The organism is Streptomyces sp. NPDC107517 (genome assembly GCF_055582645.1).
On the sequence record NZ_JBVJPM010000007.1, the window covers coordinates 150180 to 168740 of the forward strand.

The window sequence follows — 18561 nt, forward strand, 5'->3', positions numbered from 1 at the left end:
ATGCCATGCGGTGGCCGAGGGCCCGCTGGACTAGTGCGTATGGGCGGCCACCGCACCCCGTCACCACCGTCACGGAGTGACGATCGCGAAGTCCGGATCGTTCTCGTCGAGGACCGAGAGCAGAGTGTCGAGGGCGCCCAGGTCGCCCGAGTGATAGACGCCGTGGAGCCCCTTCCCGGCCAGCAGGGTGAGGAGTTGGGGCTTGGTCAGCGTGAGGGAGAGGTCCGCGCTGTCGGCGGGCCGGGTCGTACGGGTGTGGACCAGGACACCGTTGTGCAGCGTCATGCGGTACATCTCGCCCAGGTCCGACAGATGCCAGTGCAGGGTGAGCGAGTGGTCCCACGCCCTGGGCCCGTCGACCCGGACCGCGAGCGAGTCGAAGAGCTGCTCGACGTTCAGCGCGTCGCTCATGTCGCCGCCGCCGATCCGGGTCGCCCCGATCTCGCCGCGCAGCTCCTGGGCCCCGGTGAGGTAGCAGTTGCGCCAGGTCGCGCACTCCGCGCCGTGCGCGAGCCGCTCGAAGGTCCCCGCGAGCAGTTCCTTGGCGTCGGCGCTGTCCGGCGCGGCGAACACGGCGTGCCTCAGGAGCTGGGCGGCGAACCGCAGATCGCCCTCTTCCAGGTACGTACGCGCCTTGCCGAGCACCGCTTCGAGCCCGCCCATGCAGTCGACGTAGCGCTCGGCGGTCTCGGTGGGCGGGTGCTCCCACAGGGACGCGGGATTGCCGTCGTACCAGCCCATGTACCGCTGGTAGATGGCCTTCACGTTGTGGCTGACGGAGCCGTAGTAGCCGCGTGCGTGCCAGGCCGCGGAGAGCGCGGGCGGCAGCTCGATCAGCTCGGCGATCTCCGCCCCCGTGTACCCCTGGTTGAGCAGCCGCAGCGTCTGGTCGTGCAGATACGCGTACAGGTCGCGCTGCTCGGCGAGGAACGCCCTGATGCGGTCCGAGCCCCAGGTCGGCCAGTGGTGCGAGGCGAACAGGACGTCCGCGTCGTGGCCGAACAGCTCGATGGCCTCGTTGAGGTAGCGGGCCCAGATCCGGGCGTCGCGGACCACCGCGCCGCGCAGGGTCAGGATGTTGTGCAGGGTGTGCGTGGCGTTCTCGGCCAGGCACAGGGCGCGCCGCTGCGGCAGCAGGAAGTTCATCTCCGACGGTGCCTCGCTGCCCGGCGTCATCTGGAAGCGGAACACGACGCCGTCGAGGGTCAGTTCCTGTCCCGTGTGCCGGACCTCGACCGTGGGCGCCACCAGTCCCGCGGTGCCGGTGGACGCCGTGAAGCCGAGCCCCGTGCCCACGAGACCCTCGGGCCCGGGCTCCAGGTTGGCGCCCGAGTAGTAGGTGCCGCGGCGCAGCATCGCCGCACCCGCGTACACGTTCTCGGCGACGGAGTTCTCCATGAAGCCCTGCGGAGCGATCACGGGTACCTCGTCGTCGGCTCCGACGACGCCGAGCACACCGCCGAAGTGGTCGAGGTGGGAGTGGGTGAACACGACGGCGGCGACGGGCCGTTGGCCGCGCTGCGACCGGTAGAGCTCCAGTGCCGCGGCCGCCGTCTCCGCGGAGGCGAGCGGGTCGACGACCACGACGCCGTGGTCGCCCTCGATCAGCGTCATGTTGGAGAGGTCGAACCCGCGTACCTGGAAGACGCCCTCGGTCACCTCGAACAGGCCTGCCCGCGCGCACAGTTGGGACTGCCGCCACAGGTTCGGGTGCACGGTGTCGGGACAGTCCTCGTCGAGGAACGCCGTGTCGTCGAAGTTCCACACGACGCGCCCGTCCTCGGCCGTGATGGTCGAGGAGAGCGGCGGGGAGACAAGGCCCCGGTCCGCCTCCTCGAAGTCGGACCGGTCGGCGAAGTCGGGGACGGAGTCGGGGGTGTCGGAGGTGGTCACTTCGGTCTCCCAGGGACGGTGTCAGCGGCGCGCTTCAGTGGCGTACGCGCGCAGGAACAGTGCCAACACCTGCGCCATGTGCTCGATCTCGGAGGGGCCGCGCTCTCGTCCGGGGCGTGGATCAGGCACTACGGTTGCTCCACGCCCGTCGGGAGCCGTACACCGCCATTCCGGAGCGGCCCGTGGACTCGCCACCGACGCGGTCGTCATCAGCCCCGGCGTCCCCCGCGTCACGGCGGCGCCGCGGCCGGCGCCGCCGTCCGCGTCCGCGGTCTCGGTTCGGCGGACGGGGCATCCATGGTGGTCATGCGGGCTCTCCCGGGTCGCGTCGTTGCACAAAATTGGCATAGCTTGTGCCGCTTCGCACCTGCTGTCGGGCCGGGCCCGCACGCACGAGGGGTGCGGCGGGACCGATCCGCGCCGTCCCCGGACGGTCAGCTCCCGGTCAGATGCCGCAGCAGCACCGGCACATGGCTGTGCTCGATGTCCTTGACCGAGGTGACCAGCGTGACCGTGCCCGTACGGGCCAGCGCGCGCAGCTTGTCCGTCAGCTCCACGCGGTCCGGCTCCGCGAGCTCGTCGCGGTAGCGGCGCTCGAACTCCGGGAAGCGGGATGCGCGGTCCTCGTGGTACCAGGAGCGCAGCGCGGAGGACGGCGTCAGGTCCTTCATCCACTCCTGGACGTCGGCCCGCTCATTGGAGACGCCGCGCGGCCACAGGCGGTCCACCAGGACCCGGGTTCCGTCGTCCGCCGACGGCGGATCGTAGACCCGGCGGATGCGGAAGTGTGGTTCGGAGCTCTTGGAGCTTTCTGTCATGGCCCAATTGTGCGGAGTCTGCGGGCTTCGTGTCCGCGGTCGTCCGCCGGTCCGGTGACGGCCCCCGGACGCCGGAGGCGTACGTCGTTCGCCTCACCCGAGTGGCGGGCGCGCCGACGTCGTGTGAACAGTCGGACATGACGCACGCACCGCACGAACCCCGAATCCCGGCGGCCGAAGAGACCCGCGAAGAGCGCACATCCCCGCCCGAGGGTCCCCTCGGACGCCTGGCTCAATCCGCATGGCAAGTAGTGCTCCTGGCAGGCATAGCCGCCCTGATCCTGGGCGTCCTGGTCCTGGTCTGGCCCGGGGCGTCCCTGTTCGTCGCCGGAGTGCTCTTCGGCGTGTATCTCCTCGTCGCCGGCGTCTTCCAGCTGGTGGCCGCCTTCGGCACGCATGTCACCACCGGCCTGCGCGTGATGGCCTTCATCAGCGGCGCGCTGTCGATCCTGCTCGGCCTGTTCTGCTTCCGCGGGGCGACGCAGTCGATCCTGCTGCTCGCGCTGTGGATCGGTATCGGCTGGCTGTTCCGGGGCATCACCCAGACCGTCGCGGCCATCTCCGACGAGGCGATGCCGGCGCGCGGCTGGCAGATCTTCCTCGGCGTCGTGAGCGCGCTGGCCGGTGTGGTCCTGATCGTCTCGCCGTTCCAGTCCGTCGCCGTACTCACCCTGGTCGCCGGCTGCTGGCTGCTGGCGGTCGGTGTCGTGGAGATCGTCACGGCGTTCCAGCTGCGGGGCAAGGCGAAGCGAATTCCGCACGGGGTGTGACGGGGATGCCGAAGGCCGACACGCGCGCGCCGGGCGCCCACTTCGGGACGCCCGGCGCGACGGCTCCGGTCTGTCGGTGACGGTCAGACCGCGACCGTCTCCTCCATCTCTTCCTCTGCCGCCTCTTCCTCCGCCGCCTCCGTGGAGCTGGCAGGCGCCCGAGTCACGCTGTGCGCGGCAGGCTGCCGCGGCTCGGCCTCGGCCTCGACGGCACCGCGCCGCCGCTCCGTGAGCGCGGCGAGCCCCATCACTGCCAGGCCGACGACGAGCCAGGCGGCCAGTGTCCATACGTTCCTGGCCAGGTCGTGGCTGCCGAAGTAGAGCAGGCTGCGCGAGCCCTCGACAAAGCCGGCGCCGTTCCAGAAGGCGTGCAGGGTGCCGAAGAAGCCGTTCTGCAGCTCGGGCCGGTAGAGGCCGCCGGAGCTGGTGAAGTTCAGCATCACGAACAGCACCATGAGCGCGAGGGTCGTCCACCGCTTCAGGAACGTGTGCAGACCCACGCCGATGAACAGAATGCCCGCCGAGTAGAGCCAGGCCATGGCCCACATGCCCCACAGGCCGTGGTGGGCCAGGTGGAACACGGGTCCCGCGAGTGCCGCGCCGACGAGACTGACCACGCCGGACACGCCGACCACGAGCGCGGCCCGCGTCCGCATCGACAGGGCGGAACCCGCCGCGCCGACCACGGCCACCGACGCGTACGAGCCGATGCTCAGCGCCACCAGCAGGAAGAACAGGCCCTGGCCCGTCGGGTCGTCCGAGACGGTCGGGGTCACGTCCGTCACCTTGAGCGGCACGCCCTGCTGCGTGGCGACGGGGGTGAAGATCTTCTCGGCGGTGATCGCGCTCATGTCGGACCCGGCGGTGGCGACGATCAGCTCGGGGGACTGCGCGCTCAGGACGTACGCGCCGTCGATGTCACGGGACCGAAGCTGCTCCACGGCCGCCGTGCGGCTGTCGAGCGTTCGGACGTCGAGCGCGTCGCCGGCCTTGTCCTTCACCGTCTGGGCGAAGACCTTCGCCTCGGGCCCCGCCCCGACGACCGCCACCGGCAGGTGGTGCGGCTCGGGCGCCACGAAGGCCCCCATGTACGCGAGCCCCATGCCCAAGCACATCAGCAGGGGGGTGATGAGGTGGGTCAGGACATGGCGCAGCGCCGGATTCCGCACGCCGTGCACGGCGCCCGCGGACTCGGAGCGGTGTGCCTTGTGATCGGCGGGCATGGGCAGGACCTCCAGCTGGACGGGTTGGTGTTTACAACCTTTCACGTTGTACTCTACAACTATCTCGCCCGATGGGGTACGGGGGAGGGTGTGACGGTGGCCACCGCGGTCCCGCGGCGGCCACCGCACGTGGCTTCAGCCCTGCTGGAGCCCGAGCTGGTACTCGTACGTCCGATGCGTCGGCACGTAGCCGAGTCCGTCGTTCACGGCGCGCATGTGGGTGTTGCTGTCGGCGGTGTCCGTGAGCAGGCCCCCGAGCTTCGGGTGGCGGCCGCGGGCGCGGAGAACGGCCTCGGCCTTCATCCAGCGCGCGAGGCCGTGGCCGCGGTGCTCGGGCAGCACGCCCGTGCCGTAGTGCTGTCCGTCGCCCGTGCCGTCGCCGGGGACGACGAGCTCGGTGAACCCCACAACGGTGCCGTCACGGGCGTCGACCGCCGCGACCGTGTCGAGGTGTTCGCCGCGCTGCTCGACCGCCTCGGCCACCGCGCGGACGCGGTCCACGTCCCACGCGACCGTCCCGTAGTCGGTGTCGTCCATGGGCATGTCGTCCATGGCGCGACGCGACGCGGCGAACGTCGCGGCCAGGTGGTCCGGAACCGTCCCTTCCCAGGAGACGAGCCGGTATCCGGGGTGCTCCGCCCGCGCCGTCCGGGTGAGTGCCGGGACGTCCGCGTCGGCGAGCGGGAGTCGCGCGTACGTCAGGTTCAGCACCCGGCGGAACCCTCGCGCGGCCAGGAACAGGTCCGCGGGTGAGCCGTCGTCGGCCGGGGCGGTGAGCGAGCGCCGCCCGTCGTCCTTCGCGGCCGTCACCGCCGCGTCGAGGAGCCGGGTGCCGACGCCGCGACGCCGCTCCGCGGGATGGACCTGGAGGGTCAGCTCGGCGAGATGCCGCTGCCCGTCCCGGTCGATGAGCCGCAGGAACGCGGACCCGACGGGGTTCCCGTCGGTGTCGGACGCCAGCCAGGCGAGGCGGCGGGCGTCCGCACCGCCGGCCGGATCGGTCAGCGGTGTGAGATGCAGCGACAAGAGGGCTCCTTGTGCGGAGAGTCGGGGACGCGGCCGAACCTAACCGCGCGGGCGCGAGCCCCGCAAAGGAATTGACCCCGCACGGGCTCGGCGCCGGAACCGCCCGCCCGCGCCCATTCCTTATTTCTGGAACGAGTTCTACTGTGTGCGCCGTCAGGACCGGGACCCGGTGTGCCAGCGACCGTCAGGAGGGGCCGTGCACCTCGAATACACGCCCGAGCAACAGCAGTTGCGCGCGGAGCTGCGCGCCTACTTCGCGGAGCTGGTGCCCGACAACGCGTACGCCCGCTACGAGGATCCCGCCGCGCAGAAGCGGTTCTACCGCGAGACGGTGCGCCGGCTCGGCACCGACGGGTGGCTCGGCGTCGGGTGGCCGAAGGAGTACGGCGGGCGCGGCCTGACGCCCATGGAACAGTTCATCTTCTTCGACGAGGCCGCGCAGGCGGGCGTGCCCCTGCCGCTCATGGCGCTCAACACCGTCGGCCCCACGATCATGCAGTACGGCAGCGACGAGCAGAAGACGTACTTCCTGCCGAGGATCCTCTCCGGAGAGCTCGACTTCGCCATCGGCTACAGCGAGCCCGACGCCGGCACCGACCTCGCCGCACTCAAGACACGGGCGGTACGCGAGGGGGACGAGGCCACCGGCCACTACACGGTGAACGGGCAGAAGATCTGGACCACCAACGGCGACACGGCCGACTGGGTGTGGCTCGCCGTGCGCACCGACCCGGACGCCCCGCCGCACAAGGGCATCACCATGCTCCTGGTGCCGACCTCGGACCCGGGCTACTCCTGCACCATCATCAACACCCTTGCCTCGCACGACACCACGGCCAGCTACTACGAGAACATCCGCGTTCCCGTCAGCCGCCGCGTCGGTGAGGAGAACAAGGGCTGGCGGCTCATCACGAACCAGCTCAACCACGAGCGCGTGACGCTCGCCGCCCACGGCACCATGGCGATCCGCGCGCTGCGCGACGTGCAGCGCTGGGCCATGGACACCAAGCTCGCCGACGGGCGCCGCGTCATCGACCTCGGCTGGGTGCGCAAGCGCCTCGCCCAGACGCACACCCGGCTCGACGCGATGAAACTCCTCAACTGGCAGATGGTGAACGCCGTCCAGGAAGGCAGCCTCACCCCGCAGGACGCCTCCGCCGTGAAGGTGTACGGCTCCGAGGCGCGCCGCGAGGCGTACGCCTGGCTGATGGAGGTCGTCGCCGCGGCGGGAGCCCTCAAGGAGGGCTCGGCGGGCGCCGTCCTGCACGGCGAACTCGAACGCGGCTACCGATCAGCCGTGATCTTCACGTTCGGCGGCGGCAACAACGAGATCCAGCGCGAGATCATCTCCTGGATCGGCCTGGGCATGCCCCGCGTCCGCCGCTGAGACGCCTTTCCGTGCGGTCGTCGGGGGCGCGGGGTCAGCCGAGCTGCCCGGACGGCCGCATGGTGATGTGGTTGATGTCCACGCCCGCGGGCTGGTTGACGGCGAAGACGATCGTGTCCGCGATGTGCTCGGCGGTCATCGCCGGCGCCGCCTCGGGGGTGCCGCCGCGCTGGTCCCAGAACGGGGTGTCCACCACCCCGGGGGCGATGACGGTCACGCCGACCCCGTCCTTGCCGACCAGCAGCCGGGTGTTCTCGGCCAGCGCGTGCGCGGCCCACTTGGTGACCGAGTACAGGTTGCCGGGTGTGTTGCGCACCCCGGCGACCGAACCGATGATCACGATCCGCCCCTTGGACTCCCTGAGGTGCGGCAGCGTCTCCCGCACCAGCAGGGCCGGGCCCAGGACGTTGGTGAGGACCATGGCGCGCATGTCCTCGGGTGCGTGGCTCTCCAGGTTGCCGGGCAGCGAGAAACCGGCGTTGGCGATGACGTTGTCCAGCCGGCCCCAGGTGTCCAGCACGTGGCGCACGGCGGAGGCGACGTCGTGCTCGTCGCTGGTGTCGCCTGTGATCGTCAGCAGCCGCTCGCCCGCTGCGGCCGAAACGGCGAAGGCGGCGAGCTTGCCCGCGTCACGTCCGGTGACGGCTACGCGGTGGCCCTGCTTGAGCAGGGCGCGGGCGGTGGCGGCGCCGATTCCGGTCGAGCCACCGGTGATCAGCGTGACGGGTTCCATGCGACGGCCTCCTGAGTGGTGCGGTCACGGGGGATCAGCCAGGATCCCGGACCTCGATGAACGCGAGCGGCGCGTGGGGTCGTTCCGACTCCGGGCCCCGGTCCCGCGGAACGCCCGCACCCTGGCGTCAGGGAAAGCGCAACGGTGCCTCACCGTAACTGGGCCGGGGAGCAGGCTGAAGCCCTGCGTCACGGGCTCGTTGAGAGGTCCAGGCGACCCACAGCAGGATCGCCAGGCCGCCCAGGACAACGCCGAGCACATCCGTGACGGTGGGCCCGCGGCCCGACGGAAACACCATGAGGACCAGAACGACGACCGCCGTCTTGACCCGGGTGTCCGCCAGCGCGTGCCAGGCGACCGTGGCCAGGGGCACCGCCCCCCACAGCAGGTACCAGCCCTGCACGGCGGGAGCGCACACCACCAGGGTCAACAGGCCGAGGGCCGTGGCGCGTTCGGCGCCGAGGCGGGGAGCGCGCGCCAGGAAGTACAGAGCCCCGCACAACCCTGCCAAGGTGCCGAGCGTACGCATCACCGTCACCGGGTCCGGTGTGGTGACCCAGCCGGCCTGGGTGCCGATCCACCTCAGCAGCCGGCCGACGTCCGTGCTCACCGACATGGGCGTGTACGAGTGCGTCGGTGTGCGGAGCGTGTCGAGCCAGCCCCAGCCGAGCCCGCAGAGCGCCACGGTCAGCACCAGCGTCCCGACGGCCGCGAGGAGGATCCCCGCCGCGCGGCCCAGACGTCGCCACCAGCCCGTCGGTCCGGCGACCGCCACCAGGGCGGCGCACCCCAGGGCCACCGCGGCCGGGGCCTTCACCAACGCGGCGCACGTCAGGACGACGACGCCCAGAACCCATCGTCCGGAGCGGCAGGCCACGAGACCGGCCATCATCAAGCCGAGCATCAGTGCCTCGTTGTGCGCCCCGCCCACCAGGTGGACCAGCACCAGCGGATTCAGCGACGCCGCCCACCAGGCTCCTGAGCCGTCGCCGCCCGACCACGTCGCGAGCCGCTGGACCGACCAGGCCAGCAGGGCGAGTCCGGCGAGCGCGGCCACCCGATGGAGTACGACAGCGGCGACCACATGGTGTTCGCCGGTCACGAAGACGACGACCCGGCTCACCACGACGGACAGTGGCCCGTACGGAGCCGGAGCGTCCCGCCACACCTCGGGGACGTTCGCGGCGAGCGACCCGCCCAGTGCGGAGGGGCCGATCTCGTAGACGTTCCAGGAGCGCCCGGCCAGTGCGCCTTGGGCCACGTAGCTGTAGATGTCCGTGCTGAACAGCGCCGGCGCCGGTAGCAGAGGCAGCGCCCAGCCTCCCAGCGTGAGCCACTGCCGACGCCTGCTCATCATCGCGCCGGCCCGCAGCAGCGTGCCCAACTGCCACCAGGACCAGAGCAGCAGGCCGAGTCCCGCATACGCCGCCGTCGCACCGATCAGCGCGAGGGCGGGTCCGGGGGCTCCCCAAATCCCGTTCGGAAGGCCACGTGGCAGAGCGCCGGCGCCCCAGGCGCCGCAGGAGAGCAGCACGGACCCCCAGATGCCGCGCTGTGCCCAGACCCGAATACCGCCATCCGCCGCTCTCATTCGCACGAAGGTAGAGCGCTTTCCGGATCGCCGCACCAGCTCTGCCCCAATGAACGGCAAACGCCGGATGTCGCCTGTGTCCGCGGCCGGGATGGATCCATGGGCACAGCTTGGATCATGCGTCGTTGCCGAGTCCACAGGCGTGCCCACGATGTGGACATGTGGAGGGGTGAATTCCGGCCGGTGCATACGATCCGACGGTACGTCCTCGCACCACACCGGAAGGCGCTCGTGAGTTCCACCTCTCCCCTGTCGACCAGCACATCTCCGGTGACGCCGTCGGGCACGGTACTGATCCGCTCGGCCGCCGACGTCTCCGATCTCGTCAACTCGGGCACGGCGCGGGGCCGGCACGCCAAGATGATCGTGATCATCGCGCTCGGCGGCATCTTCCTCGACGCGTACGACCTGAGTTCCCTGGCCTACGGGCTGCCCGACATCACCCGGCAGTTCGGCCTCAGCTCCACCATGGCCGGCACGGTCACCGCCTCGATCAGCGTCGGTTCGCTGTTCGGCGCCCTCCTCGGCGGCTGGCTCGTCGACCGGATCGGCCGCTACCGCGTCTTCATGGCGAACATGCTCTTCTTCGTCGCCACCGCGCTGGTGTGCGCGGTCGCGCAGGACGTGTGGACGCTGATCGCCGCGCGCTTCGTGATGGGCATCGGCGTCGGCATGGACATCCCGGTCGCGATCGCGTTCCTCGCCGAGTTCTCCCGGCTGCACGGCAAGGGCAGCAAGGGCTCCCGCACGGCCGCCTGGTCACCCGCCTGGTACACCGCGACCAGCGGCTGCTACCTCGTGATCATGATGCTGTACTTCCTCCTGCCGGACGCCCAGTTGGGCTGGCTGTGGCGGTTCACCGTCGGCTTCGGCGCGGTCCCCGCGCTGCTGGTACTGCTGCTGCGCCGGCGCTACATGAACGAGTCCCCGACCTGGGCCGCCGACCAGGGCGACCTGGAAGGCGCGGCGAAGATCCTGCGGCAGTCGTACGGCGTGGACGCGCGCGTCGCCGACGACGTGCCCAGGACGGCGCCCCGCCCGCCCCGCACCGGCCTCGGCGCGTACGCACGGCTCTTCACCCCGCCGTACCGCACGCGCACGATTCAGTCGGTGGCGGTCGGCCTCGCGGAGACCTTCGGCTACAACGCGGTCGCGTTCGGACTGCCGGTCATCATCGCCACGCTGATGACGCAGGGTCCGCTCACCACGATCGCGTCCTCCTTCGCCCTGAACCTCGTGTTCGCCCTGACCGGCGGGCTGCTCGGCATCCGCTGGGCGTCGACCCGTGGCGCCTGGCCGATGATGACGCTGGGCTTCGCGATCCAGTTCGCCGCCATCACGGTGCTCGGTCTCATCGGGGATCCGTCCGGGACGGCCGTCGTGACGGCGGGCATCCTGATGCTCGGCGCGTTCATGTTCGCGCAGGGCTTCGGCCCCGGCGCACACATCATGAGCTACGCCTCGCTGGGCTTCCCGACGTCGATGCGCGGCGTCAGCATCGGCTTCAACCAGGCCGTGCTGCGCCTGGGTTCGACCTTGACCCTCTTCTTCTTCCCCATCCTCAGCACCGGCCTCGGCACCCACGTCTACTGGGTCATCCTCGCCGCGCCCGTTCTCGGCCTGACGGCCCTGCTGGCGAAGCGCTGGGAGCCGATCGGCTTCGACGCGGACGCCGAGGAGCGGAGTCGGTCGGCGGCGACGGCGGCCAAGGCCTGAGGAACTGAACGCCCGTGCCCGGGCCGACGTGTTGTCGGTCGGGGCACGGGCGTTCGGGCGAGCTCGGTCAGCTTCTCACCGGTGGCCTGCTGGCCCGCGTAGTCGGCAACGAGGCATTCCGGTGCCACAGGGAGAGGCCCCGTACGAGGGGGGCGGCCGGTGGCCGGGCCACCTTGAATCCAACGGGATACCGAAGTAAACGGGATACTCGAAGTAGCCGTGGCGTCGATGCGTCGCGCTCCGGGTGGCCAGGTCGACTCTGCCGGTCTGCCGGCACCTCTTCACCGGGTTTTCTCGCCCGGCCCTTGCCCGGGCACCCGGCATGGCACCGCTGATGCGAGAGAGAGGCGATGGTGTGGAGGGCACAGGAGCGGCAGAGGGGCGGGGCGATCCCGGGCTCTTCGGGCCCGGGTCGGTCACCTGGCAGGTGCACGCGGACCCGATGATGTGGGTCGCCGGTGTGCGTGCGCTCTACCTTCAGGCGCTCCTTCCGCGTGCCGTGCGGGGCGTCATGCAGAACTCGGACTTCCGGAAGGACGCCTGGGGGCGGCTGATGCGGACGGCCGGGTTCGTCGGTACGACCACGTACGGGACCACCGAGGCCGCCGAGCGTGCCGGTGCCCGTGTGCGGAAGATCCACAGTCATCTCAAGGTCACCGACCCCGATACCGGTGAACGGTACGGAGTCGACGAGCCGGAGCTGCTCCTGTGGGTGCACTGCGCCGAGATCGACTCCTACCTCCATGTTGCGCGACGCTCCGGGTTCCGGCTCACGGACGCGCAGGCCGACCAGTACATCGCCGAACACCGCACCAGCGCCCGGCTGGTGGGCCTCGACCCCGCCGACGTGCCCGGCGACCGGGCACAACTCGCCGCGTACTTCGAGAGGATGAGACTCCTGCTGGCCGCCGGTCCGGAGGCCCGGGACGTGGACGACTTCCTGCGCAGGCCGCCCGTCCACCCGCTGCTGATCCCGGCGCGCGCAACGCTCTGGAGGCGCGTGTCGTATCTGGCGTACGCCTCTCTGCCGCAGTACGCCCACGAGTTGTACGGCAGGCCGGCCCCGGCTCCGGCCGCCGTGACCCGGGGGCTGCGGTTCACCGGCACCGTCCTGCGCTGCGTTCCCGCACGTGTGCGCTGGCAACTCCCGCCGAAACACATCCTGCGCGCCATGTCACGACTCGGCCCCGGCAGCCGCCCGGCACCGTACAAAAGCGGGAGTCGGACGGCCATACTGGACAGGCCGGGGAGGGCGCAGCGAGGCGACGGGGGCGACAGCGCGAGATGCCGGAGTCGGGGGAGACCAGGCTGATCCAGGGCCGGTACCGGCTGCTCGATCTCATCGGGCGGGGCGGTATGGGCGAAGTGTGGCGCGCCAGGGACGAGTCGCTCGGGCGCAGAGTCGCGGTCAAGTGCCTCAAGCCGATGGGGCCGCAGCATGACCAGTCCTTCACCCGGGTCCTGCGGGAACGCTTCCGCAGGGAGGCCCGGGTGGCGGCCGCCCTTCAGCATCGCGGGGTGACCGTCGTCCACGACTTCGGCGAGCACGAAGGCGTGCTGTACCTGGTGATGGAGCTTCTGGAGGGCAAGAACCTCAGCCAGCTCCTGGAGGACAACAGACAGCACCCGTTACCCGTCGCCGACATCGTCGAGATCGCCGGCCAGGTCTCGGCCGCGCTCGCCTACACACATGAACAGGGCATCGTCCACCGTGACTTGAAGCCCGCGAACATCATGCGGCTCGCCGACGGCACGGTGAAGATCTGCGACTTCGGCATCGCGCGCCTCGGCCACGACATCGGCTTCACCTCACGCCTCACCGGCACCGGCATCGCGATGGGCACCCCGCACTACATGTCGCCCGAGCAGATCGGCGGCGACCATGTCGACGGGCGCAGCGACCTGTACTCGTTCGGCTGTGTGCTCTACGAGATCGCGACCGGAGCGCCGCCGTTCGACCTGGAGGACGCCTGGGCCGTCCTCGTCGGGCACCGCGACACCGTGCCCGAACCGCCGCGCACGCACCGGGCGGAGCTCCCCGGCTTCCTGGACCGGATCATCGTCGACCTCCTCGCGAAGGACCCGGACGAACGGCCGCGGGACGCCCGCGAGCTGGCCCGGCGGATCGGTGACGGCCCTTCCCCGTCCGGGTATGTGCCGACGGTGGTCACCGCCCCGGTACGGCGGACGGCGGTCGAGCCGCAGCAGCCGGTGTCCCGTGAACCGCGGCTGCCGTCCTGGACGCGCGGCATGACGACGGGCCACAAGGCGGCCGGTCCACCCCTGCTGCGCGGCACGCCGCCCGACGCGGCCGCGGGCCTGGCCGGGGAGTGGATCGCGCGCCCCGAGTCGCGGCGCGGGGAGCAGCCCGTGCGTACGGAACGCCCCACGCCGGCACCGGAGCTGGTCGCCCATCTCGCCGCCCGGCACAACGCGGGCCTGAGTCTCGGCCGGCTCGGGCGCTGGGAGGAGGCCGGCGAGGTTCACCGCGCCGTCGCGGCGGAGCGCGAGCACGCCCTCGGCCCCGACCACCCCGAGACGCTCGCCAGCCGCTACGAGGTCGCTTTCACGCTCAGCCGCACCGGACGTCCCGCCGACGCCCTGCGCGAGTACCGCCGCGTCACCGAGGGGTGCGAGCGGGTCCTCGGCCCCGAGCACCCCGAAACGCTCGGCTCCCGGCAGGAAATGGCGTACGTCCTTGGTCAGTTGGGTCGCCACTTCGACGCGCACCAGGTGTACACATCGGTGCTCGCGGCGCGTGAGCGGGCCATGGGCCCCGACCATCCGGACACCCTGCGCTGCCGCCACAACCTCGCCTACAACCTCAGCAGGCTCGGGCGACTCGAGGACTCGTACCGCATGGCGCGCGAGGTCGCCGCGGCCCGCGCCCGCGTCCTCGGCGGCGGCCATCCTGACACACTCGTCACGCGCTGCGAAGTTGCCTACGCGCTGGGTCAGCTGGGGCGCTGGACCGAGGCGCTGCGTACCTACCTCGAGGTGGCGGAGGCCCGCGGACGGGCGCTCGGCCCCGACCATCCGGACACGCTCGCCTCGCGCTACGAGGTAGGCATCAGCCTCGGCCGGCTCGGTCGCAGCGCCGAGGCCCTCGGCCTCTACCGCGACCTCATCGACGACCGTACGCGCGTCAGCGGCCCGGCCCACCCCGAGACCCTGCGCGCCCGCCACGGCCTCGGCGTCAACCTGGGGCGGATGGGCCGCTGGGAGGAAGCGCTCGCCGAGGCCCGCGACGTCTGCGCGATCCGCGCCCGGGTCCTCGGGGACGATCACCCGGACACGCTGGTCAGCATGCGCGAGGTGGCCGTGGGACTCGGCTGGCTCGGCAGGTGGTCCGACGCGCTCGCCGAGTACCGCCGGGTCGCCGCGGCCCGCGAACAGGTCCTCGGCGCCGACCACCCCGACACCCTCGCCAGCCGCAACGACGAGGCACACTGCCTGGAACAACTCGGCCGCGGCACGGAGGCTGTCGAGCTGTACCGTCGCGTGGCGGCGCTGCGCCAGGAGCGGGCGTCGGGGGGACGCTGAGGGACCGCGTGGGGGCGTCTGCGTGTGAGTGACGCCTGTGGTCGCCTGCCTGCGGTGGTCTTCCCGGGCTCGGCTCCCCGTGGTCGTCTGCCCTTGAGGGACACCCGAGAGTCTGCCTGCGGCCGGCTCCCCGCGAGCGACGTCCAGGCTCCTCCGCCCGCGGTCGACCTTTCGCGGTCGCGGGCCCGCGGCGCGTGCCCGCGATCGTCTGCAGGGGATGGATTGCGTGCGGTCCCCTGCCCACGCGCGCCCGCCCGTACCCCGCCGCTCCGCGATCCACAGGGCCAGGGTCTGGCCCGGCATGATCGACGCGTGTTACCAAGAGGGATGCCAGCACACGAGCGCTACGACGTCGTCATCGTCGGCGGAGGTCACAACGGCCTCGTCGCCGCCGCCTACCTCGCCCGGGCCGGACGTTCCGTCCTGGTTCTCGAGCGGCTCGGCGCCACCGGCGGTGCCGCCGTGTCGACGCGGCCCTTCGCCGGGGTCGACGCGCGCCTGTCGCGGTACTCGTACCTGGTCAGCCTGCTGCCGCACAAGATCGTCGACGATCTCGGGCTCGACTTCGCCGTGCGCGGCCGCACCGTGTCCTCGTACACGCCGACCGAGCGCGACGGGCGGGCGACCGGGCTGCTCGTCGGCGGTGGTGAGGAGCGCACCCGCGCCTCCTTCGAGCGCCTCACCGGCGGCGGGCGCGAGTACGCGGCGTGGACCGACTTCTACGGGACGACCCGCCGCGTCGCCGAGCGGGTCTTCCCCACGCTCACCGAGCCGCTGCCGACCAGGGACGCGCTCCGGGAGCGGGTCGGCGACGAGGCCGCCTGGCGGATGCTCTTCGAGGAGCCGATCGGCGCCGCCGTCGAGGAGCGCTTCAGGGACGACCTGGTGCGCGGAGTGGTGCTCACCGATGCCCTCATCGGTACGTTCGCCGACGCCCACGACGCGTCCCTCCAGCAGAACCGCTGTTTCCTCTACCACGTGATCGGCAACGGCACCGGCGACTGGGACGTGCCCGTCGGCGGCATGGGCGCCCTCACCGACGCCCTCGCCGACGCCGCCCGCGGGGCCGGCGCCGAGCTCGTCACCGGGCACGAGGTGACCCGCGTCGAGACCGACGGGCGGCACGCCGAGGTGACGTACGAGTCGGAGGGCGACGTGGGCCGCGTCGGCGCCGGGCACGTGCTCGTCAACGCGTCGCCGCAGGCCCTCGCCGCCCTCGTCGGCGACGAGCCGCCCGCCCTGGCCGAGGGTGCGCAGCTCAAGGTCAACATGCTTCTGACCCGGCTGCCGAAGCTGCGCGACACGTCCGTCGACCCGCGCGAGGCGTTCGCCGGAACGTTCCATGTCGCCGAGGGTTACGAGCAGTTGGCGACCGCGTACGGCCAGGCGGCGGCCGGGTCACTGCCCGCGGCGCCCCCGTCGGAGATCTACTGCCACTCGCTGACCGACCCGAGCATCCTCGCCCCGGACCTCGTCGCGCGCGGCTACCAGACCCTCACCCTGTTCGGCCTGCACACGCCCGCCCGGCTCTTCGCGGGAGACAACGACGCCGCCCGAGCCGAGCTCCTGAAGGCCACCCTCGCCCAGCTCGACGCGCAGCTCGCCGAGCCGATCGAGGACTGCCTCGCCCAGGACGCCGACGGCCGGCCGTGCATCGAGGCGAAGACCCCGCTCGACCTGGAGCGGGACCTGCGCCTGCCGGGCGGCAACATCTTCCACCGCGACCTGTCCTTCCCGTACTCCCAGGAGGGGACGGGCCGTTGGGGCGTCGAGACCGCCCATGCCAACGTCCTGCTGTGCGGCGCGGGCGCCGTGCGCGGCGGCGGGGTCAGCGGCATTCCCGGGCACAACGCGGCGATGGCCGTACTCGGGAAGTGAGCCGCCGGCCCTGGCCCCCGACGCGAGCCGCCGGCTCAGGACCGACGCGGGCCCCCGTGAGGGGGCCGCGCTCCGCTCAGTCCTGCGACGGTGACCATCCCACCGCCTCGATCAGCGCCGCGTCGGACGGGCGTGTCTCGTCGAACACGGTCCGGCGGCCGTCGGTGACGCGCACCCCGTCCACGTACACCCCGCGCCCCACGTACAACTGGTCGGTCGTGTAGCGCCAGCGCAGGCGGACCTGGCTGCCCTTGAAGGCGCCGAGGGCAGCGGTCAGGCGGTGCCAGACGCGACCCGACCAGCCGTCGGCCGTGCCCTTGGCGTGGTCCTCGGCGTCCTCTCCCTTACGGGTGGTCGTGAACGGCAGGGGCTGCCAGGTCGCCCCGGCGTCGGCCGACACCTCCAGGTACAGGAGGTCGGAGTTCGGTTCCGTGTCCCACCACAGGTCGCAGGCGAGGCCCGTCGTGTCGGAGGTGACGTCGAGGCCGGGCAGCGTGAGCGTCGCCGACGTGGCGCTCGTCATGCCGGAGAACCAGGCGGTGCGCCCGTGAGCGGGGCGTACGGCGACGGCGCGGGCGAGGTTGTTCGCCGCCGCGACCCGGGGAGCGGAGCCGGATCGCCAGTTGCGCACGGGGTGCACGGAGTTGCCGAGCACAATCAGGAACGAGTCGGTCGTCGGGTCGAGCACGATGCACGTTCCGGTGAAACCGGTGTGTCCGGCGGTGCGCGGCGTCGCCATCGCGCCCATGTACCAGTGCTGGTAGAGCTCGAAGCCGAGGCCGTGCTCGTCGCCGGGGAACGCCTGGTTGAAGTCGGTGAACAGCAGCCGCACGGACTCCTCGGACAGGATGCGCGCCTTGCCGTAGGAACCCCCGTTGAGGAGGGTGCGCCCGAGGATCGCGAGGTCCCACGCGCAGGAGAAGACACCGGCGTGGCCCGCCACTCCGCCCATCCCGAACGCGTTCTCGTCGTGCACCTCGCCCCAGACGAGTCCGCGGTCGAGGCCGGACCAGGGCAGGCGTGCGTCCTCCGTCGCGGCGATCTTCGGCTTCCAGGACGCGGGCGGGTTGTAGCGGGTGCGGCGCATACCGAGGGGGCCGGTGATCCGCTCGCGCAGGAGCACGTCCAGGGTCTGTCCCGTGAGCTTCTCCAGGACCAGCTGGAGCGAGATCAGGTTGAGGTCGGAGTAGAGGTACACGGTGCCGGGCGGGTTGAGGGGTGCCTCGTTCCAGATGAGGCGGAGCTGTCCCTCGCGCGTCGTCTCCTTGTAGAGGGGTATCCAGGCGCGGAACCCCGAGGTGTGCGTGAGGAGCTGACGGATCGTGATGTCCTGCTTGCCGGCGCCCGCGAAGTCGGGGATGTAGGAGGCGACCGTGGCCTCCAGCTCCAGCTTGCCGCGCTCGATCTCCTGTACGGCGATGAGCGAGGTGAACAGCTTCGACACGGAGGCCAGGTCGTAGACCGTGTCCTCGGCCGCCGCGATCTGCTGGTCGGCGGGGAACTCCACACCCGTGTCGGTCTTGTCGTCGTAGGCCGAGTAGCGCACGGCCTTGCCGATCGGCTGGTGGAGCGCGACCGTGCCGCCGCGTCCGGCGAGCAGTACGGCGCCCGCGTACCAGGGGTGCTTGGGGGAGGGGCCGAGGAACTTCTCGGCGTCGGTGACGAGTTGGCGCAGATGTTCGGCGATCAGGCCGGCCCGCTCGGGGGATCCGCGGCGCAGCGTGGTTGCGTGCCCGTCGGCGTCCCCGCCCGAGCGCGTGTCCGCCGCGGCGGCGGGCCCCGCCGGGAACGGAGCGATGGCCAGTGCACCGCCCAATGCCATTACACCCGCGCCCAGTTGGCGACGGGAGAGCCCGCCGTCCGTGTCGTGCAGTCTGTCCGCCGCGCCGTCAGTCATGAACGAACCTCTTCTGAAAGAATCTTTCGGGATCTAGCTCGACGGGTGAAACTTTCATGTCAGGCTCCGGTGGTGTCAAGACTCGG

13 protein-coding genes are annotated in these 18561 nt (G+C 71.5%); 6 read left to right on the forward strand and 7 right to left on the reverse strand.

Going from position 1 to position 18561, the window contains the following annotated elements; genetic code table 11:
* Window positions 1-69: 69 nt before the first annotated feature.
* Together ACZ67T_RS18660 and ACZ67T_RS18665 are read right to left on the reverse strand one after the other, a co-directional pair.
* Entirely contained in the window at window positions 70-1893 is a 1824-nt protein-coding gene (locus tag ACZ67T_RS18660) for an alkyl/aryl-sulfatase (RefSeq protein WP_469985236.1), read from the reverse strand.
* Window positions 1894-2327: 434 nt separating this feature from the next.
* Window positions 2328-2711, reverse strand: a complete 384-nt coding sequence (locus tag ACZ67T_RS18665; RefSeq protein WP_469985238.1) for a DUF488 domain-containing protein — start codon at window positions 2709-2711, stop codon at window positions 2328-2330.
* A 137-nt stretch (window positions 2712-2848) separates the two neighbouring features.
* Between ACZ67T_RS18665 and ACZ67T_RS18670 the strand changes: the two genes are divergently transcribed.
* Window positions 2849-3481 carry an HdeD family acid-resistance protein gene (locus ACZ67T_RS18670; protein ID WP_469985239.1) on the forward strand — a complete coding sequence of 211 codons (633 nt, stop codon included), beginning with the start codon at window positions 2849-2851 and terminating at the stop codon, window positions 3479-3481.
* Between the two features lie 83 nt (window positions 3482-3564).
* Here the strand turns inward: ACZ67T_RS18670 and ACZ67T_RS18675 are convergent, their stop codons facing one another.
* Together ACZ67T_RS18675 and ACZ67T_RS18680 are read right to left on the reverse strand one after the other, a co-directional pair.
* Entirely contained in the window at window positions 3565-4704 is a 1140-nt protein-coding gene (locus ACZ67T_RS18675) for an ABC-2 transporter permease (RefSeq protein ID WP_469985241.1), read from the reverse strand.
* Window positions 4705-4839: 135 nt separating this feature from the next.
* The gene (locus tag ACZ67T_RS18680) at window positions 4840-5730 is read right to left on the reverse strand and encodes a GNAT family N-acetyltransferase (protein ID WP_469985242.1); all 891 of its coding nucleotides are present in this window, start codon (window positions 5728-5730) and stop codon (window positions 4840-4842) included.
* 196 nt (window positions 5731-5926) lie between these two features.
* Here ACZ67T_RS18680 and ACZ67T_RS18685 point away from each other — a divergent pair, with 196 nt between their 5' ends.
* Entirely contained in the window at window positions 5927-7117 is a 1191-nt protein-coding gene (locus tag ACZ67T_RS18685; RefSeq protein ID WP_469985243.1) for an acyl-CoA dehydrogenase family protein, read from the forward strand.
* A 34-nt stretch (window positions 7118-7151) separates the two neighbouring features.
* Here the strand turns inward: ACZ67T_RS18685 and ACZ67T_RS18690 are convergent, their stop codons facing one another.
* Both ACZ67T_RS18690 and mptB read right to left on the reverse strand, forming a co-directional pair.
* Window positions 7152-7850, reverse strand: coding sequence for an SDR family oxidoreductase (locus ACZ67T_RS18690; protein WP_469985245.1), 699 nt, complete (start codon window positions 7848-7850; stop codon window positions 7152-7154).
* A gap of 127 nt (window positions 7851-7977) precedes the next feature.
* Window positions 7978-9441: a polyprenol phosphomannose-dependent alpha 1,6 mannosyltransferase MptB gene (mptB, locus tag ACZ67T_RS18695; RefSeq protein ID WP_469985247.1), complete on the reverse strand. Its 1464-nt coding sequence runs from the start codon at window positions 9439-9441 to the stop codon at window positions 7978-7980.
* Window positions 9442-9672: 231 nt separating this feature from the next.
* Here mptB and ACZ67T_RS18700 point away from each other — a divergent pair, with 231 nt between their 5' ends.
* The 4 genes from ACZ67T_RS18700 to ACZ67T_RS18715 all read left to right on the forward strand — a co-directional run bounded on the left by ACZ67T_RS18700 (window position 9673) and on the right by ACZ67T_RS18715 (window position 16578).
* The gene (locus ACZ67T_RS18700; protein WP_469985248.1) at window positions 9673-11157 is read left to right on the forward strand and encodes an MFS transporter; all 1485 of its coding nucleotides are present in this window, start codon (window positions 9673-9675) and stop codon (window positions 11155-11157) included.
* Window positions 11158-11512: 355 nt separating this feature from the next.
* Window positions 11513-12469, forward strand: coding sequence for an oxygenase MpaB family protein (locus ACZ67T_RS18705; protein WP_469985249.1), 957 nt, complete (start codon window positions 11513-11515; stop codon window positions 12467-12469).
* Window positions 12442-14700 carry a serine/threonine-protein kinase gene (locus tag ACZ67T_RS18710; protein WP_469985250.1) on the forward strand — a complete coding sequence of 753 codons (2259 nt, stop codon included), beginning with the start codon at window positions 12442-12444 and terminating at the stop codon, window positions 14698-14700. The genes ACZ67T_RS18705 and ACZ67T_RS18710 overlap by 28 nt, the downstream gene beginning before the upstream one ends.
* Window positions 14701-15027: 327 nt before the next feature.
* On the forward strand, window positions 15028-16578 hold the full coding sequence (locus ACZ67T_RS18715) for a phytoene desaturase family protein (RefSeq protein ID WP_469985252.1): 1551 nt from the start codon (window positions 15028-15030) through the stop codon (window positions 16576-16578).
* 76 nt (window positions 16579-16654) lie between these two features.
* Here the strand turns inward: ACZ67T_RS18715 and ACZ67T_RS18720 are convergent, their stop codons facing one another.
* On the reverse strand, window positions 16655-18475 hold the full coding sequence (locus ACZ67T_RS18720) for a serine hydrolase domain-containing protein (RefSeq protein ID WP_469985253.1): 1821 nt from the start codon (window positions 18473-18475) through the stop codon (window positions 16655-16657).
* Between the last annotated feature and the right edge of the window lie 86 nt (window positions 18476-18561).